14 protein-coding genes are annotated in these 15,950 nt (G+C 64.1%); 5 read left to right on the top strand and 9 right to left on the bottom strand.

Annotated features, from left to right (window positions below; translation table 11 throughout):
• Nucleotides 1–11: 11 nt before the first annotated feature.
• From purL to purS, 3 genes are read right to left on the bottom strand one after another with little or no spacing between them, the layout of a single operon-like run.
• Nucleotides 12–2,321: a phosphoribosylformylglycinamidine synthase subunit PurL gene (purL, locus tag PV760_RS19585; RefSeq protein ID WP_018779993.1), complete on the bottom strand. Its 2,310-nt coding sequence runs from the start codon at nucleotides 2,319–2,321 to the stop codon at nucleotides 12–14.
• Nucleotides 2,318–3,094: a phosphoribosylformylglycinamidine synthase subunit PurQ gene (gene purQ / locus PV760_RS19580; RefSeq protein ID WP_281444368.1), complete on the bottom strand. Its 777-nt coding sequence runs from the start codon at nucleotides 3,092–3,094 to the stop codon at nucleotides 2,318–2,320. The genes purL and purQ overlap by 4 nt, the downstream gene beginning before the upstream one ends.
• Before the next feature lies 1 nt (nucleotide 3,095).
• A complete protein-coding gene (purS, locus tag PV760_RS19575) occupies nucleotides 3,096–3,347 on the bottom strand; it encodes a phosphoribosylformylglycinamidine synthase subunit PurS (protein ID WP_011773385.1) in 252 nt (83 codons plus the stop codon).
• A gap of 325 nt (nucleotides 3,348–3,672) precedes the next feature.
• Between purS and PV760_RS19570 the strand changes: the two genes are divergently transcribed.
• Together PV760_RS19570 and PV760_RS19565 are read left to right on the top strand one after the other, a co-directional pair.
• Nucleotides 3,673–3,855: a hypothetical protein gene (locus PV760_RS19570; RefSeq protein ID WP_018779991.1), complete on the top strand. Its 183-nt coding sequence runs from the start codon at nucleotides 3,673–3,675 to the stop codon at nucleotides 3,853–3,855.
• Nucleotides 3,856–3,982: 127 nt separating this feature from the next.
• Nucleotides 3,983–4,273: a DUF1540 domain-containing protein gene (locus tag PV760_RS19565; protein ID WP_018779990.1), complete on the top strand. Its 291-nt coding sequence runs from the start codon at nucleotides 3,983–3,985 to the stop codon at nucleotides 4,271–4,273.
• 64 nt (nucleotides 4,274–4,337) lie between these two features.
• Here PV760_RS19565 and PV760_RS19560 read toward each other — a convergent pair whose 3' ends face one another.
• Entirely contained in the window at nucleotides 4,338–5,318 is a 981-nt protein-coding gene (locus PV760_RS19560) for a manganese catalase family protein (RefSeq protein WP_055977094.1), read from the bottom strand.
• A gap of 127 nt (nucleotides 5,319–5,445) precedes the next feature.
• Nucleotides 5,446–6,393, bottom strand: coding sequence for a phosphoglycerate dehydrogenase (locus PV760_RS19555; RefSeq protein WP_039239579.1), 948 nt, complete (start codon nucleotides 6,391–6,393; stop codon nucleotides 5,446–5,448).
• 236 nt (nucleotides 6,394–6,629) lie between these two features.
• On the opposite strand from PV760_RS19555, the gene PV760_RS19550 reads away from it, so the two are divergent.
• A complete protein-coding gene (locus PV760_RS19550) occupies nucleotides 6,630–9,578 on the top strand; it encodes an exo-alpha-sialidase (RefSeq protein ID WP_354628486.1) in 2,949 nt (982 codons plus the stop codon).
• 259 nt (nucleotides 9,579–9,837) lie between these two features.
• Entirely contained in the window at nucleotides 9,838–13,014 is a 3,177-nt protein-coding gene (locus PV760_RS19545; protein ID WP_502921450.1) for a S8 family serine peptidase, read from the top strand.
• Between the two features lie 66 nt (nucleotides 13,015–13,080).
• Here PV760_RS19545 and PV760_RS19540 read toward each other — a convergent pair whose 3' ends face one another.
• The 4 genes from PV760_RS19540 to PV760_RS19525 are packed head-to-tail and all read right to left on the bottom strand — an operon-like array spanning nucleotide 13,081 to nucleotide 15,491.
• Nucleotides 13,081–13,494, bottom strand: a complete 414-nt coding sequence (locus PV760_RS19540; protein WP_018779985.1) for a hypothetical protein — start codon at nucleotides 13,492–13,494, stop codon at nucleotides 13,081–13,083.
• A gap of 29 nt (nucleotides 13,495–13,523) precedes the next feature.
• Nucleotides 13,524–14,462 (bottom strand): 3-methyladenine DNA glycosylase, encoded by a 939-nt coding sequence (locus tag PV760_RS19535; RefSeq protein ID WP_354628485.1) that lies wholly within the window; start codon nucleotides 14,460–14,462, stop codon nucleotides 13,524–13,526.
• A complete protein-coding gene (locus PV760_RS19530; RefSeq protein ID WP_354628484.1) occupies nucleotides 14,449–14,994 on the bottom strand; it encodes an SSI family serine proteinase inhibitor in 546 nt (181 codons plus the stop codon). Before PV760_RS19530 ends, PV760_RS19535 begins: the two co-directional genes overlap by 14 nt.
• A gap of 8 nt (nucleotides 14,995–15,002) precedes the next feature.
• Nucleotides 15,003–15,491, bottom strand: a complete 489-nt coding sequence (locus PV760_RS19525) for a MarR family winged helix-turn-helix transcriptional regulator (RefSeq protein WP_018779982.1) — start codon at nucleotides 15,489–15,491, stop codon at nucleotides 15,003–15,005.
• 114 nt (nucleotides 15,492–15,605) lie between these two features.
• Between PV760_RS19525 and PV760_RS19520 the strand changes: the two genes are divergently transcribed.
• Nucleotides 15,606–15,830, top strand: a complete 225-nt coding sequence (locus PV760_RS19520) for a hypothetical protein (protein ID WP_018779981.1) — start codon at nucleotides 15,606–15,608, stop codon at nucleotides 15,828–15,830.
• Nucleotides 15,831–15,950: the final 120 nt, after the last annotated feature.

Genomic DNA, 15,950 nt, shown 5'->3' with positions numbered 1-15,950 from the left:
GGCGGAGAGGATCAGCCGAAGTACTTCGGCAGGGTTCCTTCGTGGGCTTCGCGCAGGGCGTCCAGCGAGAGCTCATCCACGCCGTTGATCTCCAGCTTTCCACCGGCAGCGTCAACGACGCCGATCCGGAGGTGGGCGAAGCCACGGGCGGTGCACATGTCCTTGAAGCGGACTTCCTCGGAGCGCGGCACGGACACGATGGCCCGGGCCTGGGACTCGGAGAAGAGGGCCGTGAACAGGTCCACGCCGTCGCGCTCCATGAGTTCCTCAAGGGCGATGCGGGCGCCGACGCCGTAGCGCAGCGAGGACTCCACCAAAGCAGCCGCGAGGCCACCTTCGGAGAGGTCGTGTGCCGCGTCGACCATGCCGTCGCGTGAAGCGTTGATCAGGATTTCACCCAGTGCACGCTCAGCTGCGAGGTCAACCTTCGGCGGCAGGCCACCGAGGTGTCCGCGCAGGTTGGACCATTCGGAACCATCCAGCTCAGCTGCGGTGGTACCCAGCAGGTAGATGGCCTGGCCATCTTCACGCCAGCCCGACGGCGTACGGCGGGCGACGTCGTCAAGCTTGCCCAGGACCGCCACAACGGGGGAGGGGTGGATCGGCGTGGTGCCGGTCTGGTTGTACAGCGAGACGTTGCCGCCGGTTACCGGGATGCCAAGTTCCATGCAGGCGTCCGAGAGGCCACGGATGGCCTCGGCGAGCTGCCACATGACATCCGGGTCCTCGGGGGAACCGAAGTTCAGGCAGTCGCTGACGGCCATCGGAACGGCGCCGGAGGTAGCGACATTGCGGTAGGCCTCAGCCAGTGCGAGCTGTGCGCCCTGGTACGGCTCAAGGTAGGTGTAGCGGCCGTTGGCGTCGGTGGCCAGGGCGACGCCCAGGCCGGTTTCCTCGTCAACACGGACTACTCCGGCGTCATCCGGGAAAGCCATGGCGGTGTTGCCGCCAACGTAGCGGTCGTACTGCTTGGTGATCCAGGACTTGCTGCACATGTTGGGCGAGGCCACCAGTTCGGTGACAGCCGCAGCCAGCTCGGTGGGAGCCGACGGGCGGCCGGCGTCCTCAACGGAACCGGTGAAGGAGTTTGCCTGGACGGAATCCTGCCACTCCGGACGGGCGAACGGACGGTCGTAGACCGGGCCGTCGTGCGCGACGGTGCGGGGATCGACGTCGACAATTACTTCGCCTTCCCAGGTGATGATGAGGCGGCCGGTGTCGGTGACTTCACCCAACCAGGAGTACTCCACGGCCCACTTGTCCATCACGGCTTCGAAGGCTTCGATGTTCTCCGGGGTAACGACGGCCATCATGCGTTCCTGCGACTCGGACATGAGGATCTCGCCCGGGGTCAGCGTGGGGTCGCGCAGCAGGACCGAGGTCAGCTCGACCTCCATGCCGCCGTCGCCGTTGGAGGCGAGCTCGGACGTGGCGCAGGAAATGCCTGCAGCGCCGAGGTCCTGGATACCTTCAACCAGGGAGCCCTTGAAGAGCTCAAGGCAGCACTCGATGAGGACCTTCTCAGCGAACGGGTCGCCCACCTGGACGGCCGGCCGCTTGGAAGGCTTGGTGTCATCGAAGGACTCCGAGGCCAGCACCGAGGCGCCGCCAATGCCGTCGCCGCCGGTGCGGGCACCGAAGAGGACAACCTTGTTGCCCTTGCCGGAGGCGTTGGCCAGGCGGATATCCTCGTGGCGCATAACGCCCACGGCCAGCGCGTTCACCAGCGGGTTGCCCTGGTAGACGGAGTCGAAGACCATTTCGCCACCGATGTTCGGCAGGCCAAGGCAGTTGCCGTAGCCGCCGATGCCGGCAACAGCACCGTGCATGACGCGTGCGGTGTCCGGGTGGTCGATGGCGCCGAAGCGCAACGGGTCCATCACGGCTACCGGGCGGGCGCCCATGGAAATGATGTCGCGGACGATGCCGCCGATGCCGGTAGCGGCACCCTGGTACGGCTCAACGAACGACGGCGAGTTGTGGGACTCGATCTTGAACGTCACGGCCCAGCCGTCGCCCAGGTTGGTGACGCCGGCATTCTCGCCGATGCCCACCAGCATGTCCTTCTTCATTTCCTCGGTGACCTTCTCGCCGAACTGGCGGAGGTGGTTCTTGGAGGACTTGTAGGAGCAGTGCTCGCTCCACATGACCGAGTACATGGCCAGCTCGGCACCGGTGGGGCGCCGGCCAAGGACCTTGACGATCTCGTCGAATTCGTTCTGCTTCAGGCCCAGCTCGGCCCACGGGAGTTCCGTGTCCGGGGTCTTGGCAGCGTGCTCAACGGTGTCGATGTTGAACTTCTTGGTGGTTTCCGTGGTCACTTGTCGCCTCCCACAATCTTGGTCAGTACGGAGGTGAAGAAGCCCAGGCCGTCGGTGTCGCGGGGTTCGCCGTTCAGCGACTCGGGGCCGAAGCCGGCCTCCACTGCGTGCTCGGGGTGGGGCATGAGGCCCACCACGTTGCCGGCTGCGTTAGAGATACCGGCGATGTCGCGGCGGGAGCCGTTCGGGTTGAAGCCCACGTAGCGGAACACCACGCGGCCCTCAGCCTCAAGGGCGTCCAGGGTCTTCTCGTCGGCGATGTACTGTCCGTCCTGGTTCTTCAACGGCACGATGATTTCCTGGCCATCGGTGTAGTCCACGGTCCAGGCTGTGTTGGCGTTTTCCACGCGCAGCGTCTGGTCGCGGCAGATGAACTTCAGGTGGTCGTTCTTGATCATGGAACCGGGCAGCAGGTGCGACTCGGTGAGGATCTGGAAGCCGTTGCAAATACCCAGGACCGGGAGCTTGGCGTCGGAGTTCGCAGCATCGATGATCTTGGACATCAGCGGTGCGAAACGCGAGATGGCGCCTGCACGGAGGTAGTCGCCGTAGGAGAATCCGCCGGGGATGATGACTGCGTCAACATCGCCGAGTTCGGAGTCGGCATGCCAGAGCGGCACCGCTGTGCCACCTGCGAGACGCACTGCACGGGCGGCGTCGCGGTCGTCAAGGGTGCCGGGGAAGGTGACGACGCCGATCTTGGCACCAGCGAGGCCACGAGCACCATGAGCGTCGGCGGCGATAGCCTCGCCGATCAGGGGGAGTGAAGTCATATCAGGCCTCGACGACCTCGACGTTGACGACATCCTCGATCACCGGGTTGGACAGGAGGGTCTCGGCAGCTTCGCGGGCCTGGGCCAGGATAGCGTCGGTCACCTCGCCGTCGACAGTCAGTTCAAAGCGCTTGCCCTGGCGGACTGCGCTGAAGCTGTTGAAGCCGAGGCGGGGCAGTGCACCCACGATGGCCTTCCCCTGGGGGTCCAGAATCTCGGGCTTGGGCATGACGTCAACGACGATCCGGGGCATCCGGTAACTCCTGTGCGTGAGTTGGGTGAACCTTAAATAAGGCTGCCGCGGAGATGCCGTCTCACGCCGTTCAGCCGCATTCAAACAGCGTTATGGACACAGGGTTAAACACGGTTGTGAACTGCATTGTTTGAACGGCATGGGGGCGCTCCGCGAGCTTGCACAACCATTCTACCGGGAGCGGCGCACATACCCTATTCAGCCCGATTCTGCGAGGACACCCCGCCGTCACGGCGGAAATCGTGCCAAGGGAACGTCCGACGGCGGCAGGCACGAGCGCCTGTCGGCGCTGGCCGCCGCGGCCCGGCGTCACTAGGATTGCCGCATGGCTGAAAAACCGAAATCGATGGTGCTGGGTGTTGTGGCCGCAGCCGTTTTTGCAGGTTTGGGCCGCATGGTCATCCAAAAGATCAGGGCTGACAAAGCTGCCCGCGACCACAGGGTGACAGCTCCCTTGGACGCGGAGACCCGGGCGAAAATCAGCGACGCCCTGCGCGGACCCCGGTAGGGAACCTGACATTAGCGCACGTACAAATGCGCTATTCAAAGGGGTTAAACGGCGTGATTCCGGCGTACTTTGGAGTTACACGCGGGGGTTCACCCCCCTGGTAAAACAAAGATAACCAGGAGGACCAATGACCGATCACATTGCAGAAGTATCCGCCTGTAGCGTTGGCAGCTGCGGATTCAACCACGATGGCTGCACCGCTTTTGGAATCACCATCGGCGGAACCCAGGACCACGCTTCCTGCGCAACTTTCATTGACACCAATGCCATGGGCGGCCTGCCCAAGGTCCTGGCCCACGTCGGCGCCTGCCAGCGGTCCGAATGCGTCCACAACAACAACCTCATGTGCGAGGCCCACGACGTCAAGGTCGGACCCGGCCGCGAGGCCGCCGATTGCCTGACCTACGAGCACGCCTGATTGCTGACTAAGCGAAAGGTGGGCCCACCTCCTGCGAGGTTGGGCCCACTTTCTTGATGTCAGGCTACTTCTTGGCCGTCTTGGATTTGGCCGGGGTTGCCGCGGCTTCCTTGGGGCTGTCGGCGTCCTTCATCTCCTGCTCGGCCGTAGCCTGGATCAAGGCCAGGAGTTCAGGATCGAGTCCGGGCGCAAACTCTTCCTTGCGTTCCGCCGACATGGTCATGGGGAAACCGTCCGGCATCTGCTCGGTGCTCAGTTCGGTGCCGTCGTTGGACGGTGACGCCCCACGGTAGAGCTTGCCTGCTTCGCTGAGGTTGTCAGCGCTGAAGGTGTACTGAACGCTCTGGAGTCCCAGGTCCAGGAGCTTCTTCACTTCCGGGAACTGCTCGGCGTTGGTCTTGGGGATCGGGAGGACCTTGCCCCAGTTCACGCCCAGGCTTTCCAAGGCCTTTGCGTAAGCATTCTCGTGGGCCTGGTCGCGGACAATCAGGTAGGCGATGGTGGAGCGTGCCGTCTTGTTTTCCGTCATCTCGTAGATGCGGCATTTCTGGAGCCGCCCCGTGGATTCGAGCATCAGGTTGTAGAGCAGGTCCAGGACGAGGTTCCCGCTGTTGTAGACGTAGGAACCGCTCCAAGGGTTGCCTGCCGCATCCACGGGCAACGCACCCTGGGCGCCCACCAGGTAGTGGTGGATATTGCTGGTGTCCAGGGCGATCTTCAGGGGAGTGGCACCGCCGGCGCCGGGCTCGTCCACCGGATCCGACTTCTTGCCCTGGTAGCGGGGTGACCCATCAAGGAGTTGGGAAATGGTGGTTCCGATGAGTTCCACGTGGCTGATCTCTTCGGTACCGATGCCCTGGAGGAGGTCCTTGTAGGGCTTGGAGGCGGGATCGCCGCGGAAGTTCATGCTTTGGAAGAGGTACTGCATCATGGTCCGCATTTCGCCGAACTGTCCGCCCAGGCCTTCCTGGAGGGCGTTGGCTGCAGCGGGATCAGGCTCGTCGGCAGCGATTTCATTGATGAGAAGTTGGGTGTGCAGGTACATACGTTTCCTCACGTTGCCTCATGCTATGCGTGGGATGGGAACCCTCTGCTGGCCACCCCGGACCCACCTAACATAAGCATGCTTACTATTTCCACGCAAGGAATTTCGCAAGTAAGTGGAGATTCGTTCAGCCCGCCACTTGATTGGTGAGCGGCTTGCCTTCCTTGAGGGCGGAGATGTTGGCCAGGACCAGCTTCGCCGAACCCTTGGGGCGGTTGCCCGCGACGTGGGGCGTGATGATCAGGTTGGGCGCCGACCACAATTCCGAATAGGCCGGCAGTGGTTCCACCTTGGTCACATCCAGTGCTGCTGCACGCAGGCGGCCCTCCTTCAGCGCCGCCAGCAGCGCGTCCTCATCCACCGTCGCGCCGCGGCCCACGTTGACGAACACGGCGGTCGCCGGCAGATGACGCAGGACCTCGTCATTGAGGGCGTCGGCGGTTTCCGGGGTCGCGGGCAATATTGAAATCAGCACGTCCGTGGTGCCCAGGACCTCCGGGAACCCATCCGCGGCCACCACTGGGAAGCCATAGCGCTCGCCGGCGGAACTTGCGACGCCGGTGACCTCCGCGCCCAGCGCGGCCAGCAGGGGAGCCAACCGCCCTGCGATGGAACCGAACCCCCAAATGGTGACCTTGGCGCCGTCGAGCGTGTAGAGCTGTTCGGTGCCGGGGTTGGACTGCTCGGCGTTGTACGGCTGGTTCCAGGTAGCGGCTTTTTGCGATTCCAGGAGGACATCCAGGCGCCGCACGGCAGCCAGGACCAGCGCCAGCGCGTGTTCAGCGACCGGGCCGTCGTGGAGTGAGCGTCCGGACGTGATGGCTGTGGTGTCCCCGAATCCAGCGGCGAGTACGGAGTCGGGTCCGGCTGCGAGCGTCTGGACCAGCTTGAGTGAGGTCATTTCCTTGGCGGCATCGGCGAGGTTCTCCGAGGTGTTCCGCCATGCCACCAGAACCTCTGCGTCGCGGTGCTCGCCGGGGATGGGCTTGTCCACTGCGTAGACCACGATCTCGTCCCCGGAGGTTGCGGGATCGGAAAGGTCCAGTTCGATGGTGTCCGGGACGAGGATTTTCACGGCAACTCCAAGGTTTACGGGCGTCGGGCAGTTCGCACTCGAGGCTACCGCTTTATCCCGCCGCGCATCTGCTCCTGCTCCATCTCTGGCAATGTGACGGCCAGCACTCTATGGTTGTAGGACGTTCGACGTAGCACGTAACACGAACGCCCATCACGAGGTAGCACTACACGCCAATCCCTGAACCAACCACGCGTGAAGTGCCAACCCGGAGCCGATTCGAAAGGACACTGGATTTGAAATCCATACCCCCTGCACCATCGCTCGCCCGCGTCGCGGCTGCCGGCACCCTGAGCCTGGGCCTGCTGGCCGGGCTCGGCCTTCCGGCCACCGCCGCCCCCATCCCGCCCAGCAACCCCTCTGCATCCCCCGGCACCTTCACCGAGGCCAACATCGCCGCTGACCGCACGGCTGCCAACTTCTTCTACCGGATCCCCGCCCTGACCTACCTGGGCAACAATGTGGTGTTGGCAGCCTGGGACGGACGTCCCGGCTCAGCGGCCGACGCGCCCAACCCCAACTCGATAGTCCAGCGCCGCAGCACTGATGGCGGCCAGACCTGGGGGCCGGTGCAGGTCATCGCTGCGGGTCACGTGGCTGACGCCAGCGGACCCAAATACGGTTACAGCGACCCCTCCTACATCTACGACGCGGAAGCAGGCAAGGTCTTCGCTTTCTTCGTCTACTCCAAGGACCAAGGCTTCGGCGGCAGCCAGTTCGGCAACGACGACGCCGACAGGGCAGTGATCTCCTCGGCAGTCATCGAGTCCTCCGACGGCGGAATCACCTGGAGCCAGCCCCGGCTCATCACCAACGTGACCAAGCCCGGGACCAGCAAGACCAGCCCGGCGGCCGGGGACGTCCGCTCGAACTTTGCCTCCTCCGGCGAAGGCATCCAGCTCAAGTACGGCCAGTACAAGGGCCGGCTCATCCAGCAGTACGCCGGCGATGTGCGCCAGGCCGACGGCACCAACAAGATCCAGGCCTACAGCGTCTATTCGGACGATCACGGCGCCACCTGGCACAAGGGTGCCAACGTCGGTGACCGGATGGACGAAAACAAGACCGTTGAACTCTCCGACGGCCGTGTCCTCCTGAATTCCCGGGACAACGCCAACCAGGGCTACCGCAAGGTGGCCGTTTCCACTGACGGTGGCGCCACGTACGGTCCGGTCACGCAGGACACGGAGCTTCCGGATCCCGCCAACAACGGAGCCATCGCGCGCATGTTCCCGAACGCCGCGCAGGGCTCGGCCGATGCCAGGAAGCTCATCTTCACCAACGCCAACTCCAAGACCGGCCGCGAAAATGTCTCCGCCCGTGTCTCCTGCGACGACGGCGCTACGTGGCCGGGCGTCCGCACCATCCGCTCCGGGTTCTCCGCGTACTCAACTGTGACCCGGCTGGAGGACGGCAAGTTCGGCGTGCTCTATGAGGGCAACTACACGGACAACATGCCGTTCGCCAAGTTCGACGACGCCTGGTTGAACTACGTTTGCGCACCGTTGTCCGCGCCGGCCGTCACCGCTGCTCCCGGAGCTACGCAGCAAGTGCCGGTAACCGTGACAAACCAGGAAGCCACCACGCTCACTGGCGCCAACGCCACTGTTTACACACCCAGCGGCTGGTCGGCCACCACAGTGCCGGTTCCCGATGTCGCGCCGGGAGCCTCGGTCACCGTCAACGTAGCCCTCACCGCACCGGCAAACGCCAGCGGGCCGCAGAACCTCAACGCGGCCTTCACGACGGCGGATGGCCGGGTTTCGCAGTTCACCTTCACCGCCACCGTGCCGGTGGCTCCGCAGGTGGGTCTCACCATCACCGGTTCTGCACCCGCACGCGATGTCGTGGCCAGCCCCTACCAGGTGGGCGAAGTCCTCAGCTACTCGTTCAATGTCAAGAGCACGGCCAACGTCACGGCCAACTCCGTACCGGTCTCGGGAACCTTCGACTCCGGCTTCCTGCCGCCCTCGGCTCCCAACTGCCGGTTCAACAACCTGGCCGCAGGCGCCGCGTACACCTGCACCACTGCCAAGCATGTGATCACGGCTACGGACGTCCAGCGTGGCTACTTCCTTCCGGAGGCGGGCTTCACCATCACTGCCAGCGCGACGCCGTCGCTCAGCAAAACGGTGCAGTTCACTGGTGCTGCGGTCGCGTTGCGCGACGGTCTGCTGACGGCCGACATCAGCGGGACGCGTGCCGACGTCGGGCGTGACCTCGCAACCCGGCCCTACGCCGCAGGTGAGCTTGTCCCGTACACGTTCACGGTGAAGAACACGAGCCCTTTGGTGGAGAAAACAGTCCCCACCGCCGGCAACTTCGGCCCGTTCCTTCCCGAGGGTCCGGGGAACTGCCGTTACAGCGTGTTGCCGGCGGGGCAGAGTTACGAGTGCACCACCCCGCGGCACACGGTGACTGCCGCCGAAGCCGAGCAGGGCTTCTTCGTCCCGGACACCACCTGGGAGGTCAGCGCTGCCGGCCAAAGCACCAAGACCATTACGGTGAACGGCGGCGAGGTGGACCTCAAAGTGCGCGAACCGAAGCTTGCGGCAACGGTTTCCGCTGAATGGCGGGACGCTGACGGAGATCGTTTCGCCAGCCCCGGTGATCCCGTGACCTACACGTACACGGTGGGCAACGCGGGCAATGTTGCGGTAACCGGGTTGGAGGCCCCCGACGCCGGTATTTCCGCAGCAGCGCTTGCTGAGGGCGCCACGGTGACGTCCACCCGGGAGCATGTCCTGACAGCTGCGGACGTGGCCGCCGGAAGCCTTGCGGCAGTGGGTTTCGGGGCGACGGCCCGCAATGGTGCAACGGAAGTGGCTGTCGCTGCGGCAGCGGATCCGCTGGTACTGACTGTCCAGCCGGCCAAGCCGGGCAACGTGCCTGCGCTGACAGTCCAGGACTTCGACGGCCGGACGCCGCCCTTTGACCTGGGCACGACGGACAAGTACCGGACCGGACAGAAGGTAGAGCTCAAGGGTCTTGAATACGGTCAGTGGTACTACGTCTATCTCAACAAGACGATGTACCGTCTCGGCTGGATCTTCCCCACCACCGACAACACCGTGGAGTTCATCCTGCCTTCGGATGTCAAGAACGGCCGCGACGACGTCGTGGTCCTGGACAAGGATGGCGTGCAGGTTTCGTTTGACCGGCTCCAGGTGACACCCAAGGGCTAGTCGTTTACGGCTGGCTGCACACGACGGACCGCAGGGTTGTTCCCTGCGGTCCGTTGCTGCTTTCCATGACGAATCGCGGCCATTGTGACAAGACAAATTCGCTGAAATGTGCTGTATGTCATATTCGGCTCTCAGTAGATACTCTATGACTCGGCTGGTTGTGCGGCTTTGACAAGAACTGTCAAAGGTTCAACCATCTGAAAGTTGACAGGCCTCGGCGATGGAGCCCGGGCCTCCTCAGTGAAAGGTGCAACCACTCGTGAAATCACAAGGAAAGAGCTTCGTCAGAAGCGGGGGACTCCGGAAGGCCGCGGTGCTTGCCGTCGGCCTGCCGTTGCTGCTCTCGTCCATGGCGATGCCGGCCCAGGCCGCCCCTGCCCCGGAGGCGCCCGGAAATGTTGCAGGCGTGGCCAAGAAGAACCTTGACCCCGGTTCCTACAAGGACGGCCGCTACATGGTGGTCCTTGCCGAAAAGCCTGCGGCAACCTACGACGGCGGCACGGCAGGGCTCGCGCCGACCAAACCGGAGGAAGGCAAAAAGCTCGACGCCGACAGTGCCGAGGTGAAGGAATACCAGCAGCACCTGCAGCAGAAGCAGCAGGAAGTTGCCCGGCAGGAAAACGTCACCATCAAGCGCGAGTTCACCACCGCCGTCAACGGCTTCAGCGCCAACCTGACCGCGGACCAGGCCATCAACCTTGCCAAGGATCCCAAAGTCCTGATGGTCGCACCGGACACGCAATACGCTCCGGACTACTCCACCACCGACTTCCTGAAGCTCAGCGGCCCCAACGGCACCTGGGCCACCCAGTATGGCGGGCAGGAGAATGCCGGCAAGGGCACGGTCGTGGGCGTCATCGACACCGGCTACACCCCTTCAAACCCGTTCTTCGCCGGTGAGCCCGTGGGGCCGCTGGTCGGCAACCCCCAGGTTGGCGTTCCCTACCGCACTGCGGACGGCAAGATCGCCATGCTCAAGGCCGACGGCGACACTTTCGTCGGCGAATGCCAGCCGGGCACCGGGACGGGCGCCGACTACGACGGCAGCGCCTGCAACTCAAAGGTCCTCAGCACCCACTACTTCGCAGACGCCTTCCTTGAAACAGTTCCCCCGGAAAACCGGGCTCCCGAAGAAGTCATTTCAGCGGTGGACGTGGACAGCCACGGCACCCACACCGCCAGCACGGCAGCAGGCAATGGCAACGTTGACGCCGTCGTGGATGGCAGGAGCTTCGGAACCACCAGCGGCATTGCACCGGCCGCCAAGCTCTCCATCTACAAAGTCTGCTGGGAAGACACCGATCCCGCCACCGGTGGCTGCTACGGCTCCGCTTCCGTGGATGCGATCGAGCAGGCCATCCTGGACGGCGTGGACGTACTGAACTACTCCATCTCCGGTTCCACCACTTCCACCACGGATCCGGTGTCGCTGGCATTCCTGTCCGCAGCGTCAGCCGGCATCTTCGTCGCCACCTCGGCCGGCAACTCCGGACCAACGGCCAGCACCGTCAATCACGGAGCTCCCTGGCTGACCACCGTTGCTGCGACGTCCTTCTCCCAGGAACTCCAGGGCACAGTTGAATTCTCCGACGGCAGCAAGTTCCGCGGAGCGAGCATCATGAACCGCGAGGTGAGCGGGGCCGGCGTCGTGCTGTCCACCAACGCCGCAAGCGGCCAAGGTAACGCAGCGCTGTGTGCTCCCGGGTCCCTGGACCCGGCAAAGGTTGCCGGCAAGGTTGTTGTTTGTGACCGTGGCGTGGTTGACCGCACCGCCAAGAGCGCTGAAGTCCTGCGCGGCGGCGGCGTTGGCATGATCCTCGTCAACCTGACGGACTCGTCGCTGGATACTGACAAGCACGTCATTCCCACCGTGCACGTGAACCCGCCCGCCACGCAGACCATCAAGGACAAGGTCACGGCGAACCCGACCATCACTGTGTCCCTGTTGAACCGCGACACCACGGGACTGCCGGCCGAAGCACAGCCGCAGATCGCCGGGTTCTCCTCGCGCGGGCCGCTGCTTGCCACTGACTCGGACCTGCTGAAGCCGGATGTTTCGGCACCCGGTGTCGCCATCCTCGCGGGTGTATCCCCGATCGGAACCGGCGGCGACAACTTCGGCTTCCTGTCCGGAACGTCCATGGCTTCACCGCACGTGGCCGGTTTCGGCGCATTGATCCTCGGCAAGAACCCGCAGTGGTCCCCGGCTACGGTGAAGTCCGCCATGATGACCACCGCTGGTCCGGTTAAGCTGGCCAACGGCGCCGTCAACAAGGACGTCTTCGCCACCGGCGCCGGACAGGTTGATCCGGCAAAGGTACTCAACCCGGGCCTGGTCTACGACGCCACCACCGAGGACTACCTGAAGTTCATCCAGGGCACCGGGATGGACCTGGGCATGGAAGGGCTCGGCACCACGGCTGCGCGCGACATGAACGTTCCCTCCTTCGCGCTGGGCAACCTGGCCGGCAAGATCGAAGTCACGCGTACGCTGACTGCGCTGACGCCGGGCACCTACCGGGCCACGGCCAACGTTCCGGGCGTCAACGTCAAGGTGACACCGTCCGTGCTGACCTTCGGTGCACCCGGTGAAAAGAAGACCTTCAAGGTCCAGTTTGAGAACAAGAACGCCGAACTGGGCAAGTTCGCCATGGGTTCGCTCAACTGGCAGGGTGCCAACAAGACCGTCACTTCGCCGATCGCCGTCCGTCCGCAGTCCGTCATCGCGGACAAGGCACTGGCCTTCACCGGCACGGGCCCCAACGGCTCGGGCACCATCAACATCACCTCCGGCACCAACCTGCCGGTGGGTGTGACCATTGATGGCCTGTCCAAGGCGGATTCTTCGGCTATCGAGCTGGTTCCCGGCCCGTTTGCCGGCCAAACCAACGCATCGAACTTCGTGAAGAAGGTGACCGTTGGTGAGGGCAGTGCCCTGGCCAAGTTCTCGGTGATCTCCTCCAATGAGGCCGCCGACTTCGACATGCTGGTCCTGACTCCGTCCGGTCAGCAGCTGCCGGCCGCAACGGCATCCGCCAGCGAAACCCTGTCCGTTCCCAACCCGGCCCCGGGCGACTACTTTGTCTACGCCAACCTCTACGCCAGCCCCAACAACCAGCCCACCAAGGCAACCGTTGATGCTGCAGTGCTGGGGGCCAACCAGGGCAACGCCACCGTGACGCCGAATCCGATCCGACTCGCCAACGGCAAGACGGGCCAGATTTCGCTGAACTGGAAGAACCTGGAACCGGGTTCCTACATTGGCCGCCTGACCTTCGCAGGAACCAGCGAGCCGAGCTTCGTCACGGTCCTGGTCAACCCCGGCGGAGCTGTTGTGGTTCCGGATGAGGAAGACCCCAAGAAGGACAAGAAGGACAAGAAGCCGCGGGGCAAGATCCGCGGCGATGAGCCGACACAGAGCAACAACGCCGGCTAAAACTCTGCGGGACACGCAAATGGGCTGAGGACACCCGAATCCGGGCGTCCCCAGCCCATTTGCGTGTCATGAGCCGGACGTTGCGCCTCCGGTATTGCCCAGCAACGCCGCCATGGTCTTCCACCGGGCGATCTCGCAACCATCCGTCCTGCTGAAATGGCTATGGACTTTACGCCCACGGAACCATCCCCGGACTTCGGCTACCTGCGGGCCCCCGTACTGTTGCGTGCAGATCCGGTCCGGCCGCGGCTGCGGGAAGAAGATCTCCTCCCCGAACTGCTCGACGGCGGCAAGCGCCGCCGTCGCATCCGGCAGGTTTGAGTCGACCGAGTCCGGGTCGGGGGAGAGGACACCCCCTGCGGACCGGAGGTGGAACACCCGGCTGTCAGCGCCCGGTGACTCTGTCAGCGTGACGGTGAGGTCGACGTCGTTTTCGCTTGCGTTTGCGTCGGTGGTGTCGCTGTTGCTTGGGGAAACCATGGTGACCTTTCGCTGGTGGCGTCGGGTGCTCAGGCGGCCGCGCCGCTCAGCTCGTCCAAGAGCGGGCTTACTGCCTGAAGCACGCGGGCCCGCAGCTCCTGGGATTCGGCTGCGAAAGCCCGCTGGTACTCAACGTACTCGGCCTTGCCCTGCGGTGTCTCAATCCTGATGGGCGGGTAGCCCCATTCTTCGAGATCGTACGGAGAAGCCTGCATGTCCATGGCCCGGATCCGCCACGACAACTCAAAGCAGTCCATCACCAGCCCGCTTGGCAACGCAGGCGTCAGTTTGTAGGCCCACTTGTAAAGGTCCATGTTGGCGTGCAGGCAGCCCGGTTGCTCCATGGTCCGCTGGTTTTCGCGGGTTGGCGTGAGCTCATTAAGGGGCAAGGCGTCGGGGGTGTAGAAGCGGAAGGCATCGAAGTGGGAGCAGCGGATCCGGTTCTCTTCCACCACGGTGTCAGTACCCTCGCCGCCCAGCCTGAGCTTGAGGTATTCGTGGCGCAGCTCGAACTTTTCCTGCCGGTACACCATGGCCCACTCGTGCAGGCCGAAGCAGCCGAACTGGGCCGGACGTTTCGCGGTCCCGGAGAGGATGATGCCCGCGAAGCGGACGGCCTCGGCGCGGTCGGCCAGGAAGCCGGCCCGGTCGAAGGTGACCGCCGGTGTACCCGAGGGCAGCCCCAGTGAGGCGAGTTCGCCGTCGTCGGGTGTCCTGTAGAACTTCCACGCGCTGCGCTCCAATGCCCGCTCACCGCTGAGGACTATGGCATCCCCGGGGTGCCAGCGAAGCAACTGGCCCGGCTTCTGGGTGTAGTAGGTGAAGAGGAAGTCCTCCACGGGGTGCTTCTTCCCGGCCGAACGCCGGGCCAAGTACGGGTCCGCATAGCGTGCGACCCGAGTGTGATGGGCAGCCTCCAGCCCAAGCCATTCCTCTTGGGGGAGGTGTCGCAGCCTAGAAACCGCCATCTGATCCGAGGACGCTCTTGGCGACGTCCCACATACCGATCTGGCAGCCGTCGGTGCGGTTGAAGGCCGCGACTACTTCCTTGCCGTCCACGGCGCCGGTCACCTTGGCGGTTGCGGGGCCGCCGTACTGCATGGTGCAGGCCCGGTCGGCCCGGGGCGGAGCCGGGCTGAGCATGGAGGGGTTGTTCTTGATCGCGGCGCATGCTTCGGCGGCCGACGGGTGGTTGCTCTCCGCAGCGGGAGTTCCGCCCGTGCAGACAAGGGTGAAGGTCTTGGGCGCGGCCTCGGGGGTTTCCAGGAGTGTGATGCTCAGTTCAGCGTCGCCGCGTCCGGCCGTTGCCGATTGGCTGCCGCCCGCCGTCGGGGTGCTGCTGGTGGAGGGGCTGCCGGGTGCTGTACTGCTGCTTGAAGGGCCCGACGTCGGCGCCTGGGTTGGGCTGCCTGAGGAACCTGGTGAGGGGGCACCGGAGCATGCGGCGAGGCTTGCGACAGCAAGTACTGCCAGTAACGGGCGGACACTTCGCATGCTCATGGGATCTCCTAGGTTGCCTCCATTTTACGTGGCTCGTCGGCGGTGCGCTGAGTGGCGGCAATCAGGCCGGTCATCGCTTGGTGGAGCTCGGCGACTTCTTCGCGGCTGAGGTGCAGGCGATTGCGGATTTCGCCGGGCACAGCCGTGGCCTGTGCGCGGAGGGCCGCTCCCTTGTCAGTGAGGGTGATGGCCAGTGCGCGCTCATTTCCGGGCACGCGCTCGCGGGTGATGAGCTGGGCTTCTTCCAGGCGTTTGAGCAAGGGGGAGAGGGTGGCGGGATCGTGGAGCAGGCTGTCGCTGATGTCCTTCAACGTCCTCGGGCTGCGTTCCCACAGTGCCAACATCACCAAGTACTGGGGGTGGGTCAGGCCGAGCTTTTCAAGAACGGGCTTGTAGACACCCACAACGCTGCGCGAGGCTACGGTGAGGGCAAAGCACAGTTGGCGCTCCAGAAGGAGGTCATCGGTTTCCTGGCTGGTATCGCTGATGGTCGTCATGGCTTCCTCCTGCTTGCTGCACTGACGAGGCTACACCGAACCAATTAGTTAGTGTACTAATGATTAGCGTACTATGAACGTATAGAGTCGTCGAACACTGAGGAGTCGATCCGCGTGGCAAAGGAATCCTTCACCCGGAAATTCATGCGCGCAACCGGAAAGTTTCGCGTGATTTTTGGCCCGGCACACAGCAGCTCCCTGGATCACGAAATGACGGAAGCCAACCGGAAGCTGCTCGCCCAGCGCCAAGCGGAGACCCAGCAGTGGGAAACCCTCCGCCGTCCGGATGGCAGCACCTACGTGGTTCCCCGCAATCCGGACGACAAGTCCCTGCGCTAAACCCCTCATCCTCTCGCCGAGGTGGCACTTAATGACAATGCCGGGCAGGCGTCTTCAGGTGGCTAGTGCAACACCCCTGTAGTTGGAGGGGTGTCATGGTCAAGAAGTTGCCGTGGTCGG

This window comes from Paenarthrobacter sp. CC6, from assembly GCF_040560085.1.
GTDB lineage: Bacteria > Actinomycetota > Actinomycetes > Actinomycetales > Micrococcaceae > Arthrobacter > Arthrobacter nicotinovorans.
The sequence above is the reverse complement of the archived record's forward strand: the minus strand, read 5'-3'. Positions and strand labels throughout refer to the sequence as shown.

Bases quoted from the DNA above. Each gene is read 5' to 3' on its own strand.
- PV760_RS19535 (WP_354628485.1), bottom strand. From the start codon at position 14,462: ATGGCGGTTTCTAGGCTGCGACACCTCCCCCAAGAGGAATGGCTTGGG.
- PV760_RS19530 (WP_354628484.1), bottom strand. From the start codon at position 14,994: ATGAGCATGCGAAGTGTCCGCCCGTTACTGGCAGTACTTGCTGTCGCA.
- PV760_RS19570 (WP_018779991.1), top strand. From the start codon at position 3,673: ATGGCTGAAAAACCGAAATCGATGGTGCTGGGTGTTGTGGCCGCAGCC.
- PV760_RS19560 (WP_055977094.1), bottom strand. From the start codon at position 5,318: ATGTACCTGCACACCCAACTTCTCATCAATGAAATCGCTGCCGACGAG.
- PV760_RS19525 (WP_018779982.1), bottom strand. From the start codon at position 15,491: ATGACGACCATCAGCGATACCAGCCAGGAAACCGATGACCTCCTTCTG.
- PV760_RS19540 (WP_018779985.1), bottom strand. From the start codon at position 13,494: ATGGTTTCCCCAAGCAACAGCGACACCACCGACGCAAACGCAAGCGAA.
- PV760_RS19565 (WP_018779990.1), top strand. From the start codon at position 3,983: ATGACCGATCACATTGCAGAAGTATCCGCCTGTAGCGTTGGCAGCTGC.
- purS (WP_011773385.1), bottom strand. From the start codon at position 3,347: ATGCCCCGGATCGTCGTTGACGTCATGCCCAAGCCCGAGATTCTGGAC.
- purQ (WP_281444368.1), bottom strand. From the start codon at position 3,094: ATGACTTCACTCCCCCTGATCGGCGAGGCTATCGCCGCCGACGCTCAT.